General features: G+C 38.8%; 26 protein-coding genes. 18 read left to right on the forward strand and 8 right to left on the reverse strand.

Annotated features, from left to right (window positions below; genetic code table 11):
• Positions 1–4 precede the first annotated feature (4 nt).
• Together metH and AB8525_RS09690 are read right to left on the reverse strand one after the other, a co-directional pair.
• On the reverse strand, positions 5–3,658 hold the full coding sequence (gene metH / locus AB8525_RS09685) for a methionine synthase (RefSeq protein WP_369177634.1): 3,654 nt from the start codon (positions 3,656–3,658) through the stop codon (positions 5–7).
• Between the two features lie 58 nt (positions 3,659–3,716).
• Positions 3,717–3,938, reverse strand: a complete 222-nt coding sequence (locus tag AB8525_RS09690; RefSeq protein ID WP_369177635.1) for a hypothetical protein — start codon at positions 3,936–3,938, stop codon at positions 3,717–3,719.
• Positions 3,939–3,999: 61 nt separating this feature from the next.
• Here AB8525_RS09690 and AB8525_RS09695 point away from each other — a divergent pair, with 61 nt between their 5' ends.
• The 3 genes from AB8525_RS09695 to AB8525_RS09705 all read left to right on the forward strand — a co-directional run bounded on the left by AB8525_RS09695 (position 4,000) and on the right by AB8525_RS09705 (position 5,056).
• Entirely contained in the window at positions 4,000–4,341 is a 342-nt protein-coding gene (locus AB8525_RS09695; protein WP_369177637.1) for a hypothetical protein, read from the forward strand.
• An 86-nt stretch (positions 4,342–4,427) separates the two neighbouring features.
• Positions 4,428–4,574 (forward strand): hypothetical protein, encoded by a 147-nt coding sequence (locus AB8525_RS09700; RefSeq protein ID WP_369177639.1) that lies wholly within the window; start codon positions 4,428–4,430, stop codon positions 4,572–4,574.
• A 71-nt stretch (positions 4,575–4,645) separates the two neighbouring features.
• The gene (locus AB8525_RS09705) at positions 4,646–5,056 is read left to right on the forward strand and encodes an HIT family protein (RefSeq protein ID WP_369151334.1); all 411 of its coding nucleotides are present in this window, start codon (positions 4,646–4,648) and stop codon (positions 5,054–5,056) included.
• A 63-nt stretch (positions 5,057–5,119) separates the two neighbouring features.
• Here AB8525_RS09705 and ssb read toward each other — a convergent pair whose 3' ends face one another.
• Genes ssb through AB8525_RS09720 form a run of 3 tightly spaced genes read right to left on the reverse strand, consistent with a single transcriptional unit; the run spans position 5,120 to position 7,573 of the window.
• Positions 5,120–5,611 carry a single-stranded DNA-binding protein gene (gene ssb, locus AB8525_RS09710; RefSeq protein WP_369151336.1) on the reverse strand — a complete coding sequence of 164 codons (492 nt, stop codon included), beginning with the start codon at positions 5,609–5,611 and terminating at the stop codon, positions 5,120–5,122.
• 12 nt (positions 5,612–5,623) lie between these two features.
• Complete coding sequence (locus AB8525_RS09715) at positions 5,624–6,784, reverse strand: MFS transporter (RefSeq protein ID WP_369177641.1); 1,161 nt, start codon at positions 6,782–6,784, stop codon at positions 5,624–5,626.
• A 15-nt stretch (positions 6,785–6,799) separates the two neighbouring features.
• Positions 6,800–7,573: an outer membrane protein assembly factor BamD gene (locus AB8525_RS09720; protein ID WP_369151338.1), complete on the reverse strand. Its 774-nt coding sequence runs from the start codon at positions 7,571–7,573 to the stop codon at positions 6,800–6,802.
• A gap of 93 nt (positions 7,574–7,666) precedes the next feature.
• Here AB8525_RS09720 and AB8525_RS09725 point away from each other — a divergent pair, with 93 nt between their 5' ends.
• The 9 genes from AB8525_RS09725 (at position 7,667) to AB8525_RS09765 (ending at position 16,229) form a co-directional block, all read left to right on the forward strand.
• Positions 7,667–9,799 carry a bifunctional (p)ppGpp synthetase/guanosine-3',5'-bis(diphosphate) 3'-pyrophosphohydrolase gene (locus AB8525_RS09725; protein WP_369177643.1) on the forward strand — a complete coding sequence of 711 codons (2,133 nt, stop codon included), beginning with the start codon at positions 7,667–7,669 and terminating at the stop codon, positions 9,797–9,799.
• Positions 9,800–9,843: 44 nt separating this feature from the next.
• Positions 9,844–9,999 carry a hypothetical protein gene (locus tag AB8525_RS09730; protein WP_369151343.1) on the forward strand — a complete coding sequence of 52 codons (156 nt, stop codon included), beginning with the start codon at positions 9,844–9,846 and terminating at the stop codon, positions 9,997–9,999.
• 2 nt (positions 10,000–10,001) lie between these two features.
• Positions 10,002–10,196 (forward strand): Fe-S cluster assembly protein IscX, encoded by a 195-nt coding sequence (gene iscX, locus AB8525_RS09735; protein ID WP_369153115.1) that lies wholly within the window; start codon positions 10,002–10,004, stop codon positions 10,194–10,196.
• Positions 10,193–11,482: a Tol-Pal system beta propeller repeat protein TolB gene (tolB, locus tag AB8525_RS09740; protein WP_369177645.1), complete on the forward strand. Its 1,290-nt coding sequence runs from the start codon at positions 10,193–10,195 to the stop codon at positions 11,480–11,482. The genes iscX and tolB overlap by 4 nt, the downstream gene beginning before the upstream one ends.
• Positions 11,483–11,495: 13 nt before the next feature.
• Positions 11,496–12,059, forward strand: coding sequence for an OmpA family protein (locus AB8525_RS09745; protein WP_369177647.1), 564 nt, complete (start codon positions 11,496–11,498; stop codon positions 12,057–12,059).
• Positions 12,060–12,079: 20 nt separating this feature from the next.
• Positions 12,080–13,372, forward strand: coding sequence for an aminodeoxychorismate synthase component I (locus AB8525_RS09750; RefSeq protein ID WP_369177649.1), 1,293 nt, complete (start codon positions 12,080–12,082; stop codon positions 13,370–13,372).
• 162 nt (positions 13,373–13,534) lie between these two features.
• Positions 13,535–13,681 (forward strand): hypothetical protein, encoded by a 147-nt coding sequence (locus AB8525_RS09755; protein ID WP_369149988.1) that lies wholly within the window; start codon positions 13,535–13,537, stop codon positions 13,679–13,681.
• 88 nt (positions 13,682–13,769) lie between these two features.
• Positions 13,770–15,683, forward strand: coding sequence for an acetate--CoA ligase (acs, locus tag AB8525_RS09760; protein ID WP_369177651.1), 1,914 nt, complete (start codon positions 13,770–13,772; stop codon positions 15,681–15,683).
• Positions 15,684–16,229 (forward strand): HPP family protein, encoded by a 546-nt coding sequence (locus AB8525_RS09765; protein WP_369177652.1) that lies wholly within the window; start codon positions 15,684–15,686, stop codon positions 16,227–16,229. It begins immediately after the preceding gene.
• 217 nt (positions 16,230–16,446) lie between these two features.
• On the opposite strand, the gene AB8525_RS09770 is transcribed toward AB8525_RS09765, so the two are convergent.
• The gene (locus AB8525_RS09770) at positions 16,447–17,004 is read right to left on the reverse strand and encodes a hypothetical protein (RefSeq protein WP_369177654.1); all 558 of its coding nucleotides are present in this window, start codon (positions 17,002–17,004) and stop codon (positions 16,447–16,449) included.
• A gap of 68 nt (positions 17,005–17,072) precedes the next feature.
• Between AB8525_RS09770 and AB8525_RS09775 the strand changes: the two genes are divergently transcribed.
• From AB8525_RS09775 to AB8525_RS09785, 3 genes are all read left to right on the forward strand, one after another.
• The gene (locus tag AB8525_RS09775; RefSeq protein WP_369149988.1) at positions 17,073–17,219 is read left to right on the forward strand and encodes a hypothetical protein; all 147 of its coding nucleotides are present in this window, start codon (positions 17,073–17,075) and stop codon (positions 17,217–17,219) included.
• On the forward strand, positions 17,204–17,527 hold the full coding sequence (locus AB8525_RS09780) for a DUF2442 domain-containing protein (RefSeq protein ID WP_369177656.1): 324 nt from the start codon (positions 17,204–17,206) through the stop codon (positions 17,525–17,527). The genes AB8525_RS09775 and AB8525_RS09780 overlap by 16 nt, the downstream gene beginning before the upstream one ends.
• Positions 17,528–17,664: 137 nt before the next feature.
• A complete protein-coding gene (locus AB8525_RS09785; RefSeq protein WP_369177658.1) occupies positions 17,665–18,555 on the forward strand; it encodes a hypothetical protein in 891 nt (296 codons plus the stop codon).
• Between the two features lie 164 nt (positions 18,556–18,719).
• Here the strand turns inward: AB8525_RS09785 and hemB are convergent, their stop codons facing one another.
• Positions 18,720–19,706, reverse strand: coding sequence for a porphobilinogen synthase (hemB, locus tag AB8525_RS09790; RefSeq protein WP_369177660.1), 987 nt, complete (start codon positions 19,704–19,706; stop codon positions 18,720–18,722).
• 40 nt (positions 19,707–19,746) lie between these two features.
• Here hemB and thiC point away from each other — a divergent pair, with 40 nt between their 5' ends.
• The 3 genes from thiC to AB8525_RS09805 are packed head-to-tail and all read left to right on the forward strand — an operon-like array spanning position 19,747 to position 22,829.
• Positions 19,747–21,618: a phosphomethylpyrimidine synthase ThiC gene (gene thiC, locus AB8525_RS09795; protein ID WP_369177664.1), complete on the forward strand. Its 1,872-nt coding sequence runs from the start codon at positions 19,747–19,749 to the stop codon at positions 21,616–21,618.
• 23 nt (positions 21,619–21,641) lie between these two features.
• A complete protein-coding gene (locus AB8525_RS09800) occupies positions 21,642–22,655 on the forward strand; it encodes a dienelactone hydrolase family protein (RefSeq protein ID WP_369177665.1) in 1,014 nt (337 codons plus the stop codon).
• Positions 22,656–22,670: 15 nt separating this feature from the next.
• On the forward strand, positions 22,671–22,829 hold the full coding sequence (locus AB8525_RS09805) for a hypothetical protein (protein WP_369177667.1): 159 nt from the start codon (positions 22,671–22,673) through the stop codon (positions 22,827–22,829).
• On the opposite strand, the gene waaA is transcribed toward AB8525_RS09805, so the two are convergent.
• Positions 22,813–24,057, reverse strand: coding sequence for a lipid IV(A) 3-deoxy-D-manno-octulosonic acid transferase (waaA, locus tag AB8525_RS09810; protein ID WP_369177669.1), 1,245 nt, complete (start codon positions 24,055–24,057; stop codon positions 22,813–22,815). The two genes, AB8525_RS09805 and waaA, sit on opposite strands and share 17 nt — an antisense overlap.
• Between the last annotated feature and the right edge of the window lie 13 nt (positions 24,058–24,070).

The following is a 24,070-nucleotide window of genomic DNA, read 5'->3' on the forward strand; positions in this document are numbered from 1 at the left end:
TGCTTTATTCTAGGTTGGGTGAAAGCAAGCGTTCGGCTTGTTCGGTGGAGATGCCTTTGCGTTTGGCGTAGTCTTCTAGTTGTTCTTGATTGACTTTGGCGACGCCGAAGTAGCGGGCGTTGGGATGGGCGAAATACCAGCCACTGACGGCGGCGGTGGGGAGCATGGCGTAGGAGCTGGTGAGGGTCATACCGATGTTTTTTTCGACATCGAGTAGTTGCCATATTTTTTCTTTTTCACTGTGTTCTGGGCAGGCGGGGTAGCCGGGGGCAGGGCGGATGCCACGGTATTTTTCTTCGATGAATTCGTCATTGTTAATGTCTTCGTTGCTATAGCCCCAGATTTGGGTGCGGAATTTGTAATGCATTAATTCGGCAAAGGCTTCTGCCAGGCGGTCAGCGACGGCTTTGATCATAATGGCGTTGTAGTCGTCGTGGTCGGCTTCGTAGGCTTGAACCAGTGGGTCAATGTTGATGCCTGCGGTAACGGCGAATGCACCGATATAATCTTGAATGCCGCTGTCTTTTGGGGCGATGAAGTCGCTTAAGCAGAAGTTTGGGGTATTGCCTTTTTTGTCGAGTTGTTGACGAAGATGGTTGAGATGCATGACGGTTTCGCCGTTTTCATCGTATAATTCAATGTCTTCGTTGATGCTGTTGACTGGGAATAAACCGACAACGGCGTTGGCTTGCAACAGTTTGCCGTCAATTACTTTTTTAAACATTTCTTTGGCATCTTTGAATAGGGCGGAGGCGGATTCTCCTACTACTTTATCGGTGAGAATGTCGGGGAATTTGCCTGCCAATTCCCAGGTGCGGAAGAAGGGCACCCAATCGATAAAGGTGAAGATTTCTGCTAGATCGTAGTTTTTAAAAACTTGGACGCCGATTTGTTTGGGTTGGGTGATTGAGTCAAAAGTTAATTTGGGTTTGTTGGCTCGGGCTTTGGCCATGTTAACCAGTTTGCTTTTGCCTTTATTAGCACGACGGTCGCGGACTTTTTCGTAGTCGGCTCTGGTGTCGGCTAAGAGGGCGGGTTTTAATTCTTTAGAGAGTAGGCTACTGGCAACGCCGACTGATTTGGAGGCATCTTGTACATAAAACACGCCTTTGTTGTATTCGGGTTCAATTTTTACCGCTGTGTGTGCTTTGGAGGTGGTAGCACCGCCAATCATTAGGGGGATTTCAAAGCCTTGGCGGGTCATTTCTTTGGCGACAAAGACCATTTCATCGAGGGAGGGGGTGATGAGTCCTGAGAGTCCGATAATATCGACCTTTTCTTTTCTGGCGGTTTCGAGTATGGTTTCGGTTGGCACCATAACGCCTAAATCAATGATTTCGTAGTTGTTACACGAAAGCACAACGCCAACAATATTTTTGCCAATGTCATGTACATCGCCTTTCACCGTTGCCATTAAGATTTTGCCTTGTGAGCTGGCAGCACAGTCGTCTTTTTCTTCTGCAAGGAAAGGGTCTAAATAGGCGACTGATTTTTTCATTACTCGGGCAGATTTGACCACTTGTGGCAAGAACATTTTGCCGGCACCGAATAAATCGCCGACGATATTCATCCCTGCCATTAGCGGGCCTTCGATGACGAGAATAGGGCGGCCCAATTTATCAAAAGCTGCTTGCGTGTCTTCGTCAATGAATTTGGTGATGCCTTTTACCAGTGAGTGTTCTAGGCGTTTTTCTACTGCCCAAGTGCGCCATTCTAGGTCTTTGCTGTTGTCTTTTTTGACCAAATTTCCTGAAAATTCTTCTGCTATATCAACCAAGCGTTCGCCTGCTTCTGGGTCGCTGTTAAGCACCACATCTTCAACGGCTTTTTTAAGTTTGGGGTCAATATCGTCAAGCACCACTAATTGTCCAGCGTTGACGATGCCCATGGTCATACCTGCTTGTACTGCGTGGTAGAGGAAAACTGAGTGAATGGCTTCCCGCACGGGGTTGTTGCCTCTAAATGAGAATGAAACATTGGAAACACCGCCTGATATTTTGGCGTAAGGCAGATTTTGGGTGATTATTCGGGTGGCTTGAATAAAATCAACCGCATAATTGTCGTGTTCTTCAATACCTGTGGCAACGGCAAAGATATTAGGGTCAAAAATAATGTCTTCTGGTGGGAAATCAATTTCATAAACCAGAATATTGTAAGCATTGGTGCAAATCTCGATTTTGCGTGCTTGAGTATCTGCTTGACCAACTTCGTCAAATGCCATAACGATAATGGCTGCACCATAGCGTTTGCATAATTTGGCATATTTAACAAAGTTGTCTTTGCCTTCTTTGAGTGAGATGGAATTAACAATCGCCTTGCCTTGTGTGCATTTTAGCCCAGCCTCAATAATTTCCCACTTGCTAGAATCCACCATAATTGGCACTTTGGAAATATCGGGCTCAGAGGCAATTAAATTCATAAAGCGAATCATTGCCGCCTTGCCGTCAAGCATACCTTCGTCCATATTAATATCAACCACTTGTGCACCTTCTTCTACTTGCGTGCGACAGACATCCAGTGCTTCTTCGTATTCTTCATTTAAAATCAGTCGTTTGAATTTGGCAGAACCGGTGATATTGGCGCGTTCACCCACATTCACGAATAAGGATTTTTCACCAATATTAAAGGCCTCTAAACCTGAAAGCCGACATTCTAGGGGAATGACAGGGATTTCTCTTGGTGTTAAATCCTTAACCGCATCGGCAATGGCTTGAATATGTTCGGGGGTAGAACCACAGCAGCCACCGAGGATATTAACCAAGCCCGATTGTGCCCATTCTCCGACTTGTTGGCTCATAGTGGGTGCGTCTAAGTCGTATTCGCCAAATTCATTGGGCAAGCCTGCGTTTGGGTGGGCAGAAACAAAAGTATCAGCAACTCGTGACAGTTCAGCCACATATTGACGCAGTAAATCAGGGCCTAATGCACAATTAAGACCAATAGAAATGGGGTTTGCATGGCGTAGTGAATTGTAGAACGCTTCGGTTACTTGACCTGATAGGGTGCGTCCTGAGGCATCGGTAATGGTGCCTGAAATCATAATTGGCAATGTAATATTGTCGTCTTCAAATACTTGTTGCACGGCAAAAATAGCGGCTTTGGCGTTGAGCGTGTCAAAAATGGTTTCAATCAGGATAATATCCGACCCGCCTGCAATTAAGCCACGGGTGGATTCGGAATATACGCCGACCAATTCATCGAATGAAACATTTCTAAAACTGGGGTCATTGACATCAGGTGATAGTGAGCAGGTGCGTGATGTTGGGCCAATTACTCCTGCGACAAAACGCGGTTTGTCATCGGTTGAAAATTCATCACAGGCTTGTTTGGCGAGTTTGGCGCTTTCTACATTAATTTCATAGGCTAATGCTTCCATCTCATAATCCGACATCGAAGTGCGTGTGGCATTAAAAGTATTAGTTTCCAAAATATCTGCACCCGCCGCAAGGTATTCACGGTGAATATTTTGAATAATTTGCGGTTGGGTTAAAGAAAGTAGGTCGTTATTGCCTTGCACAAGGATGTGCCAATCTTGAAAGCGGTCGCCACGATAGGATTCCTCGCTCAGTTTGTGCTTTTGAATCATGGTTCCCATAGCACCATCCAACACAAGAATGCGTTGTTGTAAAAGGGATTTTAGTTGTTGTGTTGTGTTCATAAACGCTATTATACCCAAAGCCAACTCAGTCGTTAAATGCGTATAAAACATAAACAAGTTAGTTAGTGTATATTAGTCTGTTATAATATAAATCTAATTCAAAAAAATGTAAATATTTATTATTCTTTGGATTAGAGAGACCTTTGCATAAATAGGGATGATTAGCAAAATGACAGATTTTATTAAATTGGAAATTTTTTAAATCCACTCCTAGCAGGGCTAAGGGTGTTTTTAAAAAGTTTGTAATTTGATGAAAGATGGCGTTTTGATGATTATTCATATTTATGCAAAGGTCTCTAGGATATAAAACTTATTTTAATTTTATAAAAGGAGAAGACAAAATGAAGAAAATTTTAGCTGTCGTAATGTTTGTATTTACAATGAGTGTAAATGCATTTTGGAACGGTAATAATATGCCATGGAATAACGGTTTTAATAATAACAATGGTTATAATAACTACAATCAAGGTCGTGGTTATCAGCAAGATAATGGTTTTTTTGCTTATAATCCGTATGATTATTGGGATCCTCGTTGGTATGCTGAGGAAATGGGTAATATGTTTGATGAATTTGATAATAACAATAGTTGGGGTGGTAATAACTACAACAACCGTGGTTATGGTTACAATCCATACAACAATAATAACATACAGACTCTGCCTAAACTTAACCAAGTTAAGTAATTAGATTTGATTTGTATTATAAAGAAACCAGTGCTTGTTGCTGGTTTTTTTTGTTTTTAGGGTTTTAGAGAGACCTTTGCATAAATATGAATAATCATCAAAGCGCCATCTTTCATCAAATTACAAACTTTTTAAAAACACCCTTAGCCCTGCTAGGAGTGGATTTAAAAAATTTCCAATTTAATAAAATCTGTCATTTTGCTAATCATCCCTATTTATGCAAAGGTCTCTAGAATTATTAATTTTTTTAATTATCAACAGGTAAAATGTTGTCTTTTCAAATAAGAACATATCTAATAAAAAAATGAGTAAAAATTGTATTTTCTGTGAATTAAGAGATGAGCGGGTGATAGGTGAATGTGATTACACTAAAACTTTTATTGATAGTTATCCAGCCTCACCAGGGCATACGCTTATTGTACCTAAACGACATTTTGCTACTTATTTTGAAGCCACAGAAGAGGAATTGTTAGCCATCGGTAAGGCGGTGCAGGATGCTAAGAAAATCTTAGATGAGGAATTTTCACCTAATGGCTATAATATTGGCGTTAACAATGGTCAAGCTGCGGGGCAAAGTGTGATGCATTTGCATGTGCATCTTATTCCACGCTATGTAGGTGATGTGGATGACCCAAAGGGCGGGGTGCGTTGGGTGTTGAAAAACAAAGCCAATTATTGGGATGATAAAGCCACAACTGCTAGAACGATTAAATAATACTATTTCCAAACTCAAAAAAAAGCCCGCAATAGCGGGCTTTTTAATGGAGTTAATTCAGTCCTAAAAAGGAATATCATCATCAAAACCACCATTATCAACTGGTGTAATAGGGTCAGCAGCAGGAGTTTGTGCCTGTGGTGCTGGTGCAGATTGAGGTGCTTGTTGGGCAGGGGCTGATTGTTGCTGTGGGGCGGGTGCGCCTCCTTCACGGCGGTCGAGCATTTGTAAAGTGCCATTAAAACCAGAGACAACGACCTCGGTGGTATAACGATCTTGCCCACTTTGGTCTTGCCATTTGCGAGTTTGTAACTTACCTTCTACATAAACTTTAGAACCTTTGTCTAAATATTGACCAGCGATTTCAGCCAGTTTGCCAAATAAACTCACACGATGCCACTCAGTGCGTTCTTGTTTTTGCCCTGTGTTTTTATCTGTCCAAGATTCACTGGTTGCAACGCTTAAATTGGTCATCGCATTGCCTGTTGAACCGTATTTAACCTCTGGTTTTGCACCGAGATTTCCCACTAAAATTACTTTGTTAATACCTGCCATATCATTTCTCCTTTAAAGTTTTTGTGATTTTATACTGAGCACCACGCCCAGCCAAATTATTGTCATTAATAAGGTAAATAAGAATACACTATTTAAATCTTTTATGTGATAAATAGCACCACCAACGACACCACCAACGAATGCACCTAAGAACTGAGAGGTGGAATACATTCCCATTGCCAATCCGCGTTTGTCATCTGTTGCAATTCTTGATATCATCGATGGTAGCATTGCTTCCATGGCATTAAAAGCGATGAAAAATAGAGTCATTAAAACCAAAAATGCGGTGTAACTTAATGATATTTTATAAAATAATAATTGACTCAGTAACATAATTAAAATAGCGGAAATCATCATGAATTTGTGCTTTTTAAACTTTTCGGCAACGATGATAATTGGCAACATACCCACAAAAGAAAGCAGCATCACTGGTAAATAAACTCGCCAATTATCACTTAAATCACTCAGAACAATTTTATTTTCAACCAGTAGCAAGGGCATAACGATAAAAATACAAGTCAAAATCAAGTGTAAAGTGAAAACACTAAAATCCAATTTGAGTAATTTTGCCGTCAATACTTGCTTTAAGTTTGCCATAGATAGCACATATTGCGTGCATGGTTTGGCATGTGGTAGAGTGGCAACGATTACCATTGCAACAATAGAAAGCCCTGCGATTACCCAAAATAACCCTGAAAGCCCTAAATTAACAGTAATCATTGGACCAATTAATAGAGAAAGCATAAATGCCAACCCAATCTGCATACCCACAAAAGCGTTTGCCTTAGAACGCTGCTCTTTGGAAACGAAATCCGCCAAAAATGCCATTAGCACGGCAGAAATCGCACCGCTTCCCTGTAGAGCCCTGCCAATCACCACATGAATAATATCGGTGGAATTCGCTGCTACAACGCTACCGATAAAGAAAAATACCAGCCCAGCCACCAACAAAGGTTTACGCCCATATTGATCAGATAAATAGCCGAAAGGAATTTGTAATACCGCTTGTGTTAAACCGTAAATACCAATCGCTAAGCCGATTAAATAGGGTGTGGTGTTTTCATATTGCGTGGCATATACAGAAAAAACAGGAAATATCATAAACAACCCAAACATCCGAGTTGCCATAATGGACGATATTTTAAGTGCAAATAAATGCTCGTTTTTATTCATACCTTGTTGCGAATATTAGTTGTCTAAATTGTAATGTGGCTTATAAGTTGGGTAACTTTTTACCAGTACACGACGCGCATCTTTTGCTAAAGTGTGCATGCCGATATGTTCATAGTTATGTGCCATTAAATGCAATGCTGCGGGGACTGATGGTGTATTTGGGTATTTCTCAATAATGAATTTAGAGCGATTGATAGCAGCAATATTAGCATTTCTTTTAGTGTAATAAATCGCTATAAATAACTCATGTCTTGCCAAAATGTTACGCAAAATAATCAAACGCGTTTTTGCCTCTTCAGTGTATTCTGTTTTAGGGAATTTGTCGATTAAAGCCAAGTAGTAGTTAAACGCATCACGCACCGACCCTACATCTCTCTGAGCATTGTCAGTTAAATAATTATCTAAAATTGAACGAGATTTCCCTTCTGAAATAACACCGCGTAAATAATAAGCATACGGCGTTGAAAAATGATTAGGATACAATTTGATATAATTATTCAGATTTGAAATTGCTTCATTGTAATCCTCGTTTTTATATAGTCTATAAGCGATTTCTAACTTAGCTTGTAGTGCATATTTGGAGCTGGGATAGGCGGCTTGTAGTTGTTCAAATAAGGCAATAGATTCCCCCGTTGAATCCGATTCTTTGGCTTCTTTAAAAAAAGTTTTAGGTGACCAGCCCTTGGTGATAGACTCTCTTTGCTCTTTATCACTCCAAAAACAACCGCTAAATGACAGAGTTAATAGTAAAAGTAGGGTAAATTTGATTGTATTTTGTAAAGGTCTCATAAGTATGGGGCATTATTTATAAAATATGTGGCAATATTATACTGGTGTGCTTGTATCATAATAAGCAATATTTTAGTTAATACTATTTGTTAAATGAATTTACCCGAAAACAGAATTCTAATCAGCGACCTATGCGAAGTGCTAAATACTTATATGTCAAAAGCAGAGGTTGAGGGCGTTTATAAGGCTTATATGGTAGCTGCCACAGCCCATGATGGGCAATATCGCCGTTCAGGCGAGGCGTATGTTTTTCACCCGATTAATGTGGCAATGATTTTGGCAGAACTTAAACTTGATTATTATTGTATTGTTGCCGCATTATTGCACGATTGTATTGAAGATACCACATTAATGCAAAAAGATATCGTTAAAGACTTTGGCGAAGAGGTGGCACATATTGTGCAGGGTGTCTCCAAACTTACGGATTTAAAATTTCATTCAAACATTGAAAAACAAGCACAAAACTTTAGAAAATTGTTCTTAGCAATGAGCAGTGATATGCGAGTGATGATGATTAAACTTGCCGACAGGCTGCATAATATGCGCACCTTGGGCTCAGTCAATCGTGAAAAACAATACCGTATCGCTAAAGAAACCGCAGAAATTCATGCACCGATTGCCCGTCGTTTAGGCATCAACTCAATTAAAACTGAGTTAGAGGAACTCTGCTTTAAATATATGTATCCATATCGCTACCAAGTTTTAACTCATCAAATTGACAAACGCTACGGCAGCCTCAAAGAAATCATTTGTCAAATCCAAGAGGAAATCAAATACCGATTAGAACAAGAGGGATTGAGTAATATTAGGACCAGTGGACGCAAAAAAGCCGGTTATAGTATCTATAAAAAGATGGTGAGTAAGCATCTAAAATTCTCAGAAGTGCTTGATATGTATGCGTTTAGAGTAGTTGTAGAAGATGTGTCTGAGTGCTATCAAGCGCTCGGCATTATTCACAATCTCTATAAGCCCTTACCTGGCAAATTTAAAGATTATATTGCCTTGCCTAAAGTCAATGGCTATCAATCTTTACACACCATTTTATTTGGACCGAGTAAAGTTTTTATTGAGGTGCAAATTCGCTCAAAAGATATGGACTTTATCTCTGAATATGGTATTGCAGCACATTGGCACTATAAAAATAAGGGAAGTAAACCTCAAAAACTGGCTAACAACTGGCTTGGCTCGTTATTAGATATTCAAGAAAATTCAGGCACTTCCGTCGAATTTTTAGAAGAAACTAAGATGGATTTGTTCCCATCTACAGTTTTCGTATTCACCCCCAAAGGTGAAATTATCCAATTACCATACAAAGCTACGGTATTAGATTTTGCCTATGCTATCCACACCAAAGTTGGCAATCACACGCTCAAAGCAAAGATAGATCAAGTGAATACTCTACTTTCCAAGGTGTTAAAAACAGGACAAACCGTTGAAATTATCACCGATGAAAATGCCAAACCACATCCATCATGGCTAAAAATGGTGGTTACTCCTAAGGCAAAAACTTCCATTAAGTCTAACCTTAAAGAAAAATCTGTTTCTGAATTGATACAACTCGGCGAGTATTTATTAACTAACGCCCTAGAGTATCAGGGCGATGGCGAACCTGTGACTGAAGAAAAATGGCAGGAATGCTTAACCGACCTAAAATACGATACAAAAGCCGACTTGTATATCAAAATTGCCTTATCTGAAGTACTTATCTCTTTTGTGCTCAACAAGCTACATGCTAAAGAATGTGATATTGATGCCAATCGCATCAGTATCAAAGGCACAAAAAACAATCAGATTAATTTTGCTCATTGTTGTTATCCGATACCAGGCGATAGGATGTTTGGTGTGTTAACCAACAGTAAAGGGTTAGTATTACACCGTGATGGTTGCGGTAATTTGCTTCGTGCTAAGCAAAAAGGTGAGCAATGGCTGGCAGTGGATTGGCAAACAAACGAGGATGAGGAATTTAAAGTAGCAATCTGTGTGAAAATGGAAAATCGCCGAGGTATGTTAGCATCAATTGCCAATGCCATTGCCAAAATCAATGTCAATATTGAAAATATCAAAGTGGAAGAGTATGACCATGCTATGAAGGGGCTAAACATCGTCATCAGCGTGCCTAATATCGCCATACTTGATGAAGTGATGTACAGTGTTAAGAGTTTAGAATTTGTGCATTCAGTGGAACGGGACAGTAGCAATAAAAAAACACCAAACCAAGTCTTTTAGTGGTTTATAATTTAGTTTTTTTATAGTGAGACCTTTGCATAAATATGAATAATCATCAAAACGCCATCTTTCATCAAATTACAAACTTTTTAAAAACACCCTTAGCCCTGCTAGGAGTGGATTTAAAAAATTTCCAATTTAATAAAATCTGTCATTTTGCTAATCATCCCTATTTATGCAAAGGTCTCATAGTGAGATAATTATGCTTTGGACTGACTCTTTAGATATTGCCATTGCCCTTGATGAGGCACACCCAGACTTTGACCCGACTTATATTAATTTTGTGGATTTGCATAAGATGGTGATAGACCTTAAAGAATTTGACGATATCCCTGATAAATCAGGTGAAAAAATCCTAGAAGCTATCCAAATGAATTGGCTTGAAGAAAGAGAATGAAATCAAAACTGTGGCTAGCGTTGTTTTTAATACTCAGTGTCGGTATGGCACATGGGGTATTAGAAGTTACCGTAGTCAAAAAAGACGAAAATACCTTTCCCATTGCTATCAGCAAATTCAAACTGATTGGTAAAGGGGCGCAAGATAAAGATATCTCAAAAATTATTCACACCAATTTAACCCGTTCAGGGCGTTTCAATGCAATTATTCCCAGCACTGTTGTAGATAAATTTAATACAGAATTTTGGAAGAAAAAAAACAGAGAGGCTGTAGTTATTGGTAGTATTGAGCAGGAAAGTAGCAAAATTTACCGACTTTCTTTTACTTTATTTGATGTTTATAACAACGCCAAATTACTTTCTCGCTCAACTCGTATCCACACCCGTGATTTTAGAAAAGTTGCACACCAAATTAGTGACAATATTTACGAGGCACTCTTGGGCGAAAATGGCTCATTTAACACGCTATTGACTTATATTACTGTCAAAGAAGACAGTAAAGGCAAAAAAATCTACCGACTTAATATAGCTGATGCTGATGCGATGAATGCTAAAAGTCGCATCAAGCACAGCAGTCCGATGCTTTCCCCAGTCTGGTCGCCAGACCGTAACTATAAAGACAAAAAAATTGCCTATGTTTCCTTTGAAAACGGGCGTTCAGAGGTGTTTATTTGGCACCCATTCGCTAATAAAAAAGTGCAAAGATTGCCACATTTTGACGGCATCGCCTCTTCACCCAGTTGGCATCCAAATGGTAAAAGTTTGCTGATGACAATGTCTTTCAAGGGCAACAAAGACATTTATGCTTACAACTTAGAAAGCAACCGCTTCACCCGCTGGACTAAGCACCAAGGCATTGACACAGAAGCCAGTTATTCCCCTGACGGCAAGCGCATTGTCTTCACTTCCGACCGTTCTGGACAACCACAGATTTATATTAGAGATTTAGCAACCAATCAAGTTAACCGTGTTACTTTCTCAGGGCGTTACAATGCCAAAGCCACATTTTCCCCCGACGGCAAGCAATTAGCCTTAGTACATCGTGTGGATAGTGACTATCGCATTGCACTATTAAACCTTAAAACTAGTGAATTAACAGTGATAAGCAATGGACAATTAGACGAATCACCCCATTTTTCACCAAATGGCGATATGATTATTTTTTCTAGTAATCGTAAAACAAAAGGGGTATTATCTGTCATATCCGTGGAGGGTAATCGTTCATACGAATTATCTTCGTATAACGCAGAAGTTAGAGAGCCAAATTGGTCTACTCACTTAAAATAAATAGGAGAAAAAGATGAAATTATTAATTATTTTGTCATTAATGGCAGTATTAAGTGGCTGCTCGATAATGGACAAGTTTTCCAGCGGAAAATCAACTAAAAAGGTAGTGATTGAAGACAAAGGGCAAAATGAAATACCTGCGATTATTGGTGAACAATCAAGTTTTGAATGGCAAGAATCACAAGAAAAATCAGTAGCATCAATGCCAAAACAGGAAAAAGAAAGAATATTATCAGCGTTAGAAGCCAGTGATGTCAGTTTTACTTTGTATTTTGATTTTAATGCAGATGAAATTAGTAAGGATGCTACCCAAGAAATCATCAAACATGTGCAATTTATGCAAGACAACCCACAAATAAGATTGCATCTAGAAGGGCATGCAGACGCTCGTGGTACGCGTGAATACAACTTAGCTTTAGCTGAAAATCGTGCTTTACGCGTTAAAGAAGTGATGAGTCTTTACCATATTGCCGATAGAATTAAGGTAATTAGTTATGGCGAAGAAAAGCCAATTAGTAAAATAGATAATGAAATCGGCTGGCAAAAAAACCGCCGTGTTGAGTTTGTTTACAAATAATTCTTAAAAAAAAACCTGTAGTGTCCCCCTTAGAAATCCCTGAGGTAGCGTTAGACAGTCTATGTCATTTGAACGCACAACGATATCCATTTTTATTAGAAAGCGTCAATCACAATAAAAATAATCGTTATTCCATCCTTTTCTCTCATCCCATTGAGCAAATCGTACTCAATAATTTAGTTGATTTTGATTTTCTCTCTGAATTAGAACGCAAGACGGAATCCTCTACCATGAAAAGCGACTTACCCTTCACAGGAGGTTGGTTTGTCTATCTATCCTACGAACTCATCGGACAAATTGAGCCGATACTTAAAGACAACTTACTGAATGGTAGTCAACCCATTGCTATTGCCGTCAAAATCCCAACTGCTATTGTGATTGACCACCAACAGCAGAAAACCTATCTGCTAGATCAATTTGACGACCAACAACGCATAAACCAAGTGCTATCAGACATTGCACAACTGCAAGATATCCCACTAAGCCCTATTCAAGGCGAATTGACATCAGAACAAGCGTCTAAATTTATTAATGGTGTTAAATGCAGTCGGGATTACATCATTGCAGGTGATGTATTTCAGGTTAATTTATCTCGACAATGGCAATACCAGTTAAACGACGCACTCAAACCCACCCAAATATACCAAGCGTTAAAAAAATCCAACCCCGCCCCTTTTGCTGCTTTGGCACAATTTGACGGTTTCAGCATCATTTCATCATCGCCAGAACGCTTATTCAGTGTTGATGGCAAGCAAGTAGAAACCCGCCCAATCGCAGGCACACACCCCCGTGGACAAGGCGAAGAAGACGAACGCCTCAAAGCCCAACTCATCAATCACCCCAAAGAACAAGCCGAACACATTATGCTACTCGACTTAGGACGCAATGATTTAGGTAGAGTATGTGAATACGGCACAGTCCATGTTAACGAAGTAATGGCATTAGAAACCTACCCATTCGTCCATCACATCGTTTCCAACATACAAGGTAAACTCAAACAGGGTATCACCATTAAAGATCTAATCCGTGCCTTATTTCCTGGAGGTACTATCACTGGTTGCCCCAAAATTCGCTGTATGCAAATTATTGCCGAACTTGAACAACAACCCCGCCAAGCCTACACAGGCTCACTCGGCTACATCAGTAGTAATGGCAAAATGGACTTCAATATCCTCATCCGCACTCTAACCCAACAAAATCAAACTCTCACTTTTCGGGCAGGCGGTGGCATCGTCTTTGATTCCATTGCCACACGCGAACTGGCAGAAACCGAACACAAAGCCCAAGGTATCTTAAAGATATTTACCGAATAACCTAGTGCGTCGTAGGGAATATAGGAAATAGTACATTTTCTATCTAAAAAAATAGACGGTTATTTGACGAGTTTTTTTTTGGCGAGAAAGGTGCTATTTTATTTACCCTTGAGGAGTATAGGTTAATGCAGGGTTAATATTAGGAGAGACCTTTGCATAAATATGAATAATCATCAAAACGCCATCTTTCATCAAATTACAAACTTTTTAAAAACACCCTTAGCCCTGCTAGGAGTGGATTTAAAAAATTTCCAATTTAATAAAATCTGTCATTTTGCTAATCATCCCTATTTATGCAAAGGTCTCTAGGAATAAATTTACCAATTGTGCAAGGTCTTAATAAACAGGTATTTTTTTAGGTATTATCAATACCTTTATAACAACTAAAATAAAGACCATGTATCCAATTGCAAAATCCGATAGAATCCCTCTTATTAACGAAGCCAAATATCTTTCAATGTATCAAGATTCAATTGAGAATTCTGATGTGTTTTGGGCAACGCAGGCCAGACAGTTTTTAGATTGGGATAAGGAATGGGAAACCACTTCTAAAGTGGATTACAACACCGGCTTAATTGAGTGGTTTAAGGGTGGTGAGTTGAATGTGGCGTATAACTGTATTGACCGTCATTTGTCACAACGAGCCAATCAAACAGCGATTATTTGGGAGGGGGATAATCCGGCAATCAGTCAAAAAGTAACTTACCAAGAACTGCACGACGAGGTGGCAAAATTAGCAAATGGTTTGAAAAAACTCGGTGTGAGAAAAGGCGATAGGGTGTGTATTTATATGCCGATGATTTTAGAGGCGAGTTATGCGATGTTGGCGTGTGCACGGATTGGGGCAATTCATTCAGTAGTATTTGGGGGTTTTTCACCTGAGGCGTTAAAAGATAGAATTCTTGATTCGAAATGTCAAATTGTGATTACTGCTGATGAAGGTTTGCGTGGCGGTCGGGCGACGCCGCTTAAAGCCAATGTTGATCAAGCGATTGTCGCCTGTGATTGTGTTGATAGCGTGATTGTGGTGCAAAATACCAAGGGCGAGGTGGTGTGGGGTGAGCGAGATGTTTGGTATCACGATTTAGTGGCAGAGATGGATGATATTTGCCCATGTGAGTCATTTGATGCGGAAACACCTTTGTTTATTCTTTATACTTCGGGTTCAACTGGTAAGCCAAAAGGGGTGTTGCATACTACGGGTGGTTATTTGTTGTATGCTGCTATCACGCATAAATATGTGTTTGATTATCAGCAGGGCGATATTTATTGGTGCACTGCCGATGTCGGTTGGGTAACAGGGCATTCGTATATTGTCTATGGGCCCCTTGCCAATGGCGCAACGACACTGATGTTTGAGGGCGTTCCGACTTACCCCGATGCCGCTCGTTTTTGGCAGGTGATTGACAAACACCAAGTAAATACTTTTTATACAGCGCCGACCGCAATCCGTGCATTAATGGGTGCAGGCGATGATTTTGTAGAAAAAACCGACCGTTCAAGCCTGCGTATTCTCGGCACCGTTGGCGAGCCCATCAATCCGGAAGCCTGGGAATGGTATTATCACAAAATCGGCAATGGCAATTGCCCCATCGTTGACACTTGGTGGCAAACCGAAACGGGCGGACATGTGATTAGCCCTTTGCCTTATGCCACTGCTTTAAAACCCGGTTCAGCAAGCAAGCCATTTTTTGGTATTGAGCCACAAGTTGTTAATGAAAAAGGCGAAGTATTAACAGGAGCAGCCGAAGGTATCCTAGTTTTAGCCCGTTCTTGGCCAGGGCAAATGCGTACACTTTATAACAATCACGAACGATTTATGGAAGCGTATTTCACCACCTTCCCTGGAAAATATTTTGCTGGCGATGGTGTTAAACGCGATGCAGACGGCTATTATTGGATTACTGGCAGAGTAGATGATGTCCTCAATATTTCAGGTCATCGTTTAGGGACGGCAGAGATTGAATCTGCCTTAGTCCTGCATAAAAGTGTTTCTGAAGCCGCAGTTGTCGGCTACCCTCACGACATCAAAGGGCAGGGGATTTATGCTTATGTCTCTATTATGAAAGGAACAGATCCAAGCGACAAAATCAAAGCAGAATTGGTTAAATTAGTCCGTAACGAAATTGGGCCAATCGCGAATGTTGATAAAATTCAATTTGCACCTGTGCTACCAAAAACCCGTAGTGGGAAGATTATGCGTCGTATTTTGCGTAAGATTGCCGAAGATGATTACGGTAACTTAGGTGATACTTCAACATTGGCAGAGCCCGAAGCAGTGGATGATTTGATTAAAAATAGAGTTCGATAAATGTCTTATTTTAAAAGAATGAAAGGTAGTTCAATATCTCCACCAAGAATGCCATTAAATCAGATTGCATGGTCTTGGTTGGGTGCATTTTTAGGTATTTATTCTGTATCAATTCTTAGCCAATTGATACATATAGAATTATTAAGTAAATTGTTTTTAGTTGGTTCTTTTGGCGCATCTGCTGCTTTGATTTATGGTGCACCCCATGCAGAATTTTCCCAGCCAAGAAATTTAGTTGGTGGGCACATTGTTTCTGCTCTAGTTGGTGTAACTCTTTATAAATATTTACCTTTAGATACCACGCTATTAGCTGCATTGGCTGTTTCAATCAGTATCGTATTAATGCATTTAACTCGTACAATGCATCCACCTGGAGGTGCAACAGCACTTATTACTGTTATCAGCGGTGTAGAAATCCATCATATGGGGTATTTATTTGTTTTGACACCGATAAGTATTGGTGTTTTTCTAATGCTGATTATTGCATTGCTTATCAATAATCTTTCAAATAATCCTAAGCGACATTATCCAAAGTATTGGTTTTAGTAAGGTTATTTCTAAGCTAAGTTACCCAAAACTCGTAGCGATAAAATTATGCGTCATATTTTGAGAAAAATTACTGAAACTGATTATGATAATCTCAGTGATACCCTCAACCTTGGCTGAACTGGAAGTGGTAGAAAGTTTGATTGAGAATAGAGTTTAGTAAACGACATTTTAATTTAGCTAATGCGTCAATGGTTGCAAGTGATTGAATAATAATTTAATTCCACAAATCTTGATGTCTAACAAATGTAATAATTTTTTCATTATCCTCAATAATTTTTTGCAATAAGTTGTCTTTTTTCTGCATTATTGGTTTTATGCCTAAATCGTCTAGCAGGTACCAAATTGAGTTAGGCAAAATTTCTTTTCTTTCATTATTTTCAATTTTGTACACATTGTCTTGATCGATTAAAACCCCACCACTTTTTAAGGCTTCATAAGCTGATCTGGTACAATGTGTTTCAGAGGGATTTTTTGGATCCCAATCCCATATTTTTCTTTCCGTATGATTATTAACAGTTTCTATAAAACTTTCTACAAAATTCTTTTTTATAACCAAACTAAATATAACATCAGGTGTGCTTTTTTCTTCATTGTAAGTATCTTTAAATGAAAATTTAGTGTTTGGACCTTTGGGTGTAAATTTTTGTCCATATTTATGCGGATATTGGCTTAATATTACTTCATTATCTAAATTAGAAATCATTACATGTCCAATATGTCCCCAAACGACTCCAAGACCTTTCCAGCCCCATATGCTAATATTTATATTCATAGGTTTAAATTATTGAGAGTTAATTGACTAAAAGTATAGCATAAACTGCATGAGACCTTTGCATAAATATGAATAATCATCAAAACGCCATCTTTCATCAAATTACAAACTTTTTAAAAACACCCTTAGCCCTGCTAGGAGTGGATTTAAAAAATTTCCAATTTAATAAAATCTGTCATTTTGCTAATCATCCCTATTTATGCAAAGGTCTCTAATGGTGAAGAAATATTTAAAATTGACCCTTAAAATAAGAGGCGCATATATGTATCCAAGAATAAAAAATGTAGTGCCAACAGATGATTATAAATTGATTTTAACTTTTACAAATGATGAAGTTAAAGTCTTTGATGTAACGCCATACCTTAATAAAGGTTTTTTTAAACAACTTAAAGATAAAAGTTATTTTAAAAGTGTTAAAGCTTTTATGGATAGTATTCAGTGGAAAAATGGTCAAGATTTTTGTCCTGATGTGTTGTATTTAGATAGCAAAAATAAAGAGAGTACTACAAACTCCTTTGGGTAAAAAAAGTAAAAAAGGGTAGTACCTCCCCTTCCCCTCTTTCCGTTCTTATTCCCATTCCCATTTTCCCTGAATTCAAGGCACCCCTTATTTTTTTTCTGTAAAATTACAGATATTCTAATTTAGTCAAGGTACTCATTGTGAAATTTAATCATGATAAATTGATTGTTGATAATTTAAAAGACTCAATCGAAGAACTTCAAGATGCTGTAAAAAATTTAAAAAATAACGATATGCATGAATTTTCAATAATTGGAAAATGCATATGGGTTTTTTATGAGCAAAGTCAACAAAAGAATAGAAGAAATAGTAATAATCTAAAATGTATATATGATTATTTTGATACAACATTTAAAAATGACATTGTTCTTATTTTGCAAAAAGATAGGAAAGAATATCTGTTAACTAGAAAAGATGTAGCGACTGTTTTTAGAGCATACAATGTACATTGTACAACTAACAAAAATGGTGGTGAATATGGAATACTTAAGAGCTACATTAAGGAAGATGATAATATTGAATGTTTGTGGTATGAAGGAATTGGTCATGCCGCTTCACCTAAGCAAGTTTTATATCATAACAAAAGTAATGACACGTATCATCCAATAGGAGATGCAAGTATCGGTATGGAGGGTGCAAAAACTATATTGAAAAACCCATCCATAGTAGAAAGAGTCTTACTGGGTATTTTCTTTGATTTTATGCAAGTTTATGATTCTAAGCTAAGAAATACCTCAAAAATGATTGTTATGTTTCAAGGTGGGTTAAATCCTTATTTTGTTAAACCAAAGACTCTTAATAAGTTAATGGCTCAATATTTAGTCTACCCAAATATATGTAAGGACTCTTTTATTTTTCCATATAAAACAAGAGAAACTTTAAGAAAAGATGGGTATAGAATAACCGAAGAACAAATAAATAATTTTGGTGAAATATATAAAGAAAAAGACAAGCTAAAAGAATTGGTACTTAAATGGAACAAGGATCAAGTAATTTTCTATTCGGAAAGCTATAATTCTCAAAAGAATTAGAAAATCATTTCAGTTAATCGTTCAATTTAAACAGCACAGTTAGAAAATAGCAAGTATTTTTTATTTTACAGGGCGGATTTTAAAAATATAATAAGGGTTTAGTAAACCCATATGACTAAATATTTTTTTTATTCCAATATGGTTAGAATAGAGAGAAGGATACGCTATTTAAGCCAAATTGCCACTTGTTTGGCGTAGTAGGTAAGTATTGCATCTGCACCAGCACGCTTAAAAGACAATAATGTTTCAAGTGCAACTTTTTCTTCATCTATCCAACCATTTTGACTGGCGGCTTTGAGCATGGCATATTCGCCACTGACATGGTAGGCGAAGGTTGGCATACCGAATGTTTGTTTGATGCGATAGACGATATCTAGGTATGGCAAACCGGGTTTTATCATTATCATATCAGCACCTTCTTCAATGTCTAATTCGACTTCACGGATGGCTTCATCAGAGTTGGCAGGGTCCATTTGGTAGGTTTCTTTGCTGGATTTCCCTAAATTTTGGGCAGAACCGACAGCGTCACGGAATGGACCGTAATAATTGGAGGCGTATTTGGCTGAGTAGGCAAGAATATTGGTGTGAATGAAGCCGTTTTTTTCTAATGCTTCACGGATTGCACCGATACGACCGTCCATCATATCACTTGGGGCGACGATGTCGGCACCTGCTTCAGCATGGGAAAGGGCTTGTTTGACTAAAACTTTGGTGGTTTCATCGTTGAGAACATAGCCGTTGTCGTCAATTAAACCGTCTTGTCCGTGGGTGGTGAATGGGTCGAGAGCAACATCGGTGATGACAACTAATTCTGGATGTGTTTGTTTTAAAGCACGAACGGCATTTTGTACCAAACCGTCTTTATTGAAGGATTCTTTGGCGTCAAGTGATTTTTTATCTTCTGGAACGATGGGAAAAAGTGCAATAACACGAATGCCTAGTGCAATAATTTCACCGGCTTCAATTAGGAGTTGATCGATACTTAAACGCTGAATATCAGGCATAGAATCAATGTTTTGGCGTTGATTTTTACCTTCTACAATAAAAATTGGCAGGATTAAATCGTCTGTTGTTAGTATGTTTTCACGCATTAATTCACGGGTATGTGCGTGTTTTCTCATACGACGCGGTCTATGGGTTAAAATTGTCATAGTAACTTTTTATATTAATAATTAACGGATTATACTACCAATGAGCATAGCAAGCAAAACCTTAGGGCAAATGTCCAATGTGGACGAAGCGTTTATTAAACCATTACCCAATTCAGAAAAAATTTATGTCAAGGGTTCTCGCCTTGATATTCAAGTGCCAATGCGTAAAATTACACTGACTGATACGATTGGCGAGTTAGCGGAAAAGAACGACCCTGTGTATGTTTATGATACATCGGGCGTTTATACCGACCCCAGTGTTAATATTGATTTGCGAAAAGGACTTGACAATATTAGGTCGAATTGGATTGAAGAACGCAGTGATACAGAGGTTTTAGAAGGGTTAAGCTCAAACTTTTCTAACGAACGCCGTGATAATGAAGAACTCAACGAATTGCGTTTTGAGCATTTAAGTACGCCGCGTCGAGCAAAATCGAGCAAAAATGTGTCGCAAATGCATTATGCGCGTCAAGGCATTATCACGCCTGAGATGGAATATATCGCCATTCGTGAAAATTGCAGATGGCAAGATTATAAGGACAAAATTGGGCAACAAAAAGGCGAATCGTTTGGTGCTAACATTCCCGATATTATTACCGCTGAATTTGTCCGTGACGAAGTGGCACGAGGGCGCGCTGTTATTCCTGCGAATATTAACCACCCTGAGACTGAGCCGATGATTATTGGTCGTAACTTTATGGTAAAAATTAACGGTAATATCGGCAATTCAGCACTTGGATCCAGTATTGAAGAGGAAGTGAATAAAATGGTGTGGGGTATTCGCTGGGGTGCTGACACGATTATGGATTTATCCACAGGTAAAAATATCCACGAAACCCGTGAGTGGATTATTCGTAATTCACCGGTGCCGATTGGCACTGTGCCGATTTATCAAGCTTTGGAAAAAGTGAATGGCGTTGCCGAAGATTTGACTTGGGAAGTGTTCCGTGATACCTTAATCGAGCAGGCTGAGCAGGGCGTTGATTACTTTACTATTCATGCGGGGGTGCGTTTGCATCATGTACCATTAACGATTGACAGAATTACGGGCATTGTTTCTCGGGGCGGTTCGATTATGGCGAAATGGTGTCTGGCACATCATAAAGAGAGTTTTATTTATACGCATTTTGAGGAAATTTGTGAAATTATGAAAGCCTATGATGTTACTTTTTCATTGGGCGATGGCTTGCGCCCAGGTTGTATTGCTGATGCGAATGATGCAGCACAATTTGGCGAATTAGAGACCTTAGGCGAGTTAACCAAGGTGGCATGGAAGCACGATGTACAAACTTTCATTGAAGGTCCAGGGCATGTGCCAATGCAAATGATTAAAGAAAATATGGAAAAGCAACTTGACGAATGTGGCGAAGCCCCATTTTATACCTTAGGCCCATTAACAACCGACATCGCCCCAGGTTATGACCACATTACCTCTGCGATTGGAGCGGCACAAATTGGCTGGTATGGCTGTGCGATGCTTTGTTATGTCACCCCAAAAGAGCATTTAGGCTTGCCCAATCAAGATGATGTTAAACAGGGTATTATTGCCTACAAAATCGCTGCCCACGCCGCTGACTTAGCTAAAGGGCATCCTGGTGCACAAATTCGTGATAACGCTTTGTCCAAAGCCCGTTTTGAATTCCGCTGGGAAGACCAGTTTAACCTTGGTTTAGACCCTGATACTGCCCGTAAATATCACGATGAAACTTTACCAAAACAAGCAGCAAAAACTTCACATTTTTGCTCAATGTGTGGACCTAAGTTCTGTTCTATGAAAATTACCCAAGAAATTAAAACGATGGACGAAGCAGAGATTAAGAAAATCAATGCAATCAAAGTAGAGATGAATTATAAATCTGAAGAATTCTTAGCTAACGATAGTGAAATATATCTTGTCAATGATAAAAATTAGTACATTGAGACCTTTGCATAAATATGAATAATCATCAAAACGCCATCTTTCATCAAATTACAAACTTTTTAAAAACACCCTTAGCCCTGCTAGGAGTGGATTTAAAAAATTTCCAATTTAATAAAATCTGTCATTTTGCTAATCATCCCTATTTATGCAAAGGTCTCACATTTTTAATTTTATGTTTATCCAGTTTGGTTTTTGCTGGGGTGCACCCGTCTAAACCTTGGCTGGAAATTAACTATCCGCAAGATCAAGAAAAACGCTGGTGGGATGATGCGTGGTGGCAAGAAGGGCAGTTGCCTGTACCACAAAATCATCAAGTATCTATGCAGGAAATAACTTATATGGATGGTGAAGTCAAAGTTGAAGCGTTTTTATTCAAGCCAACGCAGCCTGGAAAATACCTGCCGATTTTATTCCAGCACGGTCGTCGAGGGTTGGATGATTGGACTTTGCCGAGAGTAAAACGCTTGGCAGCTCGTGGCTTTATCGTTTTGGCACCGAATATGTTTGGTACTTATCTCAAACCGCCATTCCCAAACAAACACACCCCTGCTTACGATCACCATGTGGCAAAAGGCATTGATGTATTGCTAGAACGAGATGATATTATTGGCAACAAAGTCTGCACAGTATCACATACTCGTGGTGGTTATATGACACTAAAAGCCTTGGTTACACACAAACAACAAGCGGAAAAAGTAGCGTGTTATGTCTCATATTATCCACACTGGCAAGACCCTGATGCTTCCGAAGTGGAGCAGGTTTATCAATATGCGTCAGAGATTAACGATTTGAAAGTGCCAACCTTAATCTTTATTGGCGAACACGAACAATACCAAAGATTGCGTCCAATTTTATTAGGCATCAAAGTATTAAAAACTAACCGCATTGATGCCGAATTAATTGTCTATCCAGGGGTGGGTCGTGGCTTTGATTTTCGCCCAGAGCATGTCAGAACTTTTGCTGATGATTTAGCCGCCAAAGACGCCAATCAACGCACAGCGGCATTTGTGAGAAAGCATTTACAGTGAGACCTTTGCATAAATATGAATAATCATCAAAACGCCATCTTTCATCAAATTACAAACTTTTTAAAAACACCCTTAGCCCTGCTAGGAGTGGATTTAAAAAATTTCCAATTTAATAAAATCTGTCATTTTGCTAATCATCCCTATTTATGCAAAGGTCTCACAGTAATAATTTAATTTGTTTAATTAAATTACCAACCGCCCCTTGCTGAGATTTAAAATACCGATTGGCATTCTCACCCAAAGTTTTGGCTTTTTCTTCATTGTTTAATAATTCGACAATTTCTATTAACAATTCATCTGCATTTTGCACTTGAATACAGGCATTTTGTGCTAATAAGTCGGTAGATATTTCACTAAAATTAAACACATTTGAAGCGAATAAAATCGGTTTAGAAAGTGCAGCAGGTTCTAGCATATTGTGTCCACCAGTTGCCACCAAACTACCGCCCATAAAGACAATATCGGCTATTGCAAAATACGCCATCATCTCACCCATAGAATCCCCTAATAGCACCTGACAATCTGCACAAAACTGATTGTTGGAGCGTTGGTAGATTTTTAAGCCACTTTTTTTGACGAAGTCATATACTTCGCCAAAGCGTTCAGGATGTCGTGGCACAATCAGCATCAATGCATCAATAGGATTGGATAAATAGGCGTTAATAATTTGTGCTTCTTCGCCTTTGTGGGTACTGGCGAATACCACGATTTTGCGATGACCGGCAATGGTTTTTAATTTCTCAGATAGAGCTAAATCTATGCTTGTATTTTGGTCGAATTTGATATTACCAGCGATGGTTATCCTGCTATTATTGACCCCTAATTGTGCAAAACGATCAGCAGAGTTTTTATTTTGTGCTGCGATTAGGGTAAATTTATTTAAGGTTTTTTTAACAAGTTTGGGTGCAAATTTTTGGTATTTTGACAATGAACGAGACGACAATCTGGCATTGACCAATAAAGTTGGCACATTATTTTTATTTAGGCTGTAAACAAGATTTGGCCAAATTTCTGTTTCTAATAAAAGGCAAATTCTAGGATTGATTTTCCGCAGGTAACGAGTAATAATAAACGGTAAATCAAAAGGAAAATAACAGTGCAACACCTTACTTTGATAATACTCAATGATTGCCTTAGAGCCAGTTGGTGTGGTGCTAGTTACCAATATTTTGTCATTAGGATATTGTGCAATCAGTGCATCAATTAAGACAATTGCCGCCCTAAATTCACCGACTGAAACGCAATGTACCCAAATTACATCCGCTTGAATGGCATTAACAAACCCCAATCGCTCGCCAATTCTTTGGCGGTAGCCAATCGATTTAAAGCCTTTGAATAGCAGACGCAACAGCATCACCGGCAGGAGTAAATATCCGATTAAGTTGTAAGAGATTAGGTTCATTGATAAGAGGTAT

Source organism: Candidatus Thiodubiliella endoseptemdiera (assembly GCF_964212635.1).
Classification (GTDB): Bacteria; Pseudomonadota; Gammaproteobacteria; order PS1; family Pseudothioglobaceae; genus Thiodubiliella; species Thiodubiliella endoseptemdiera.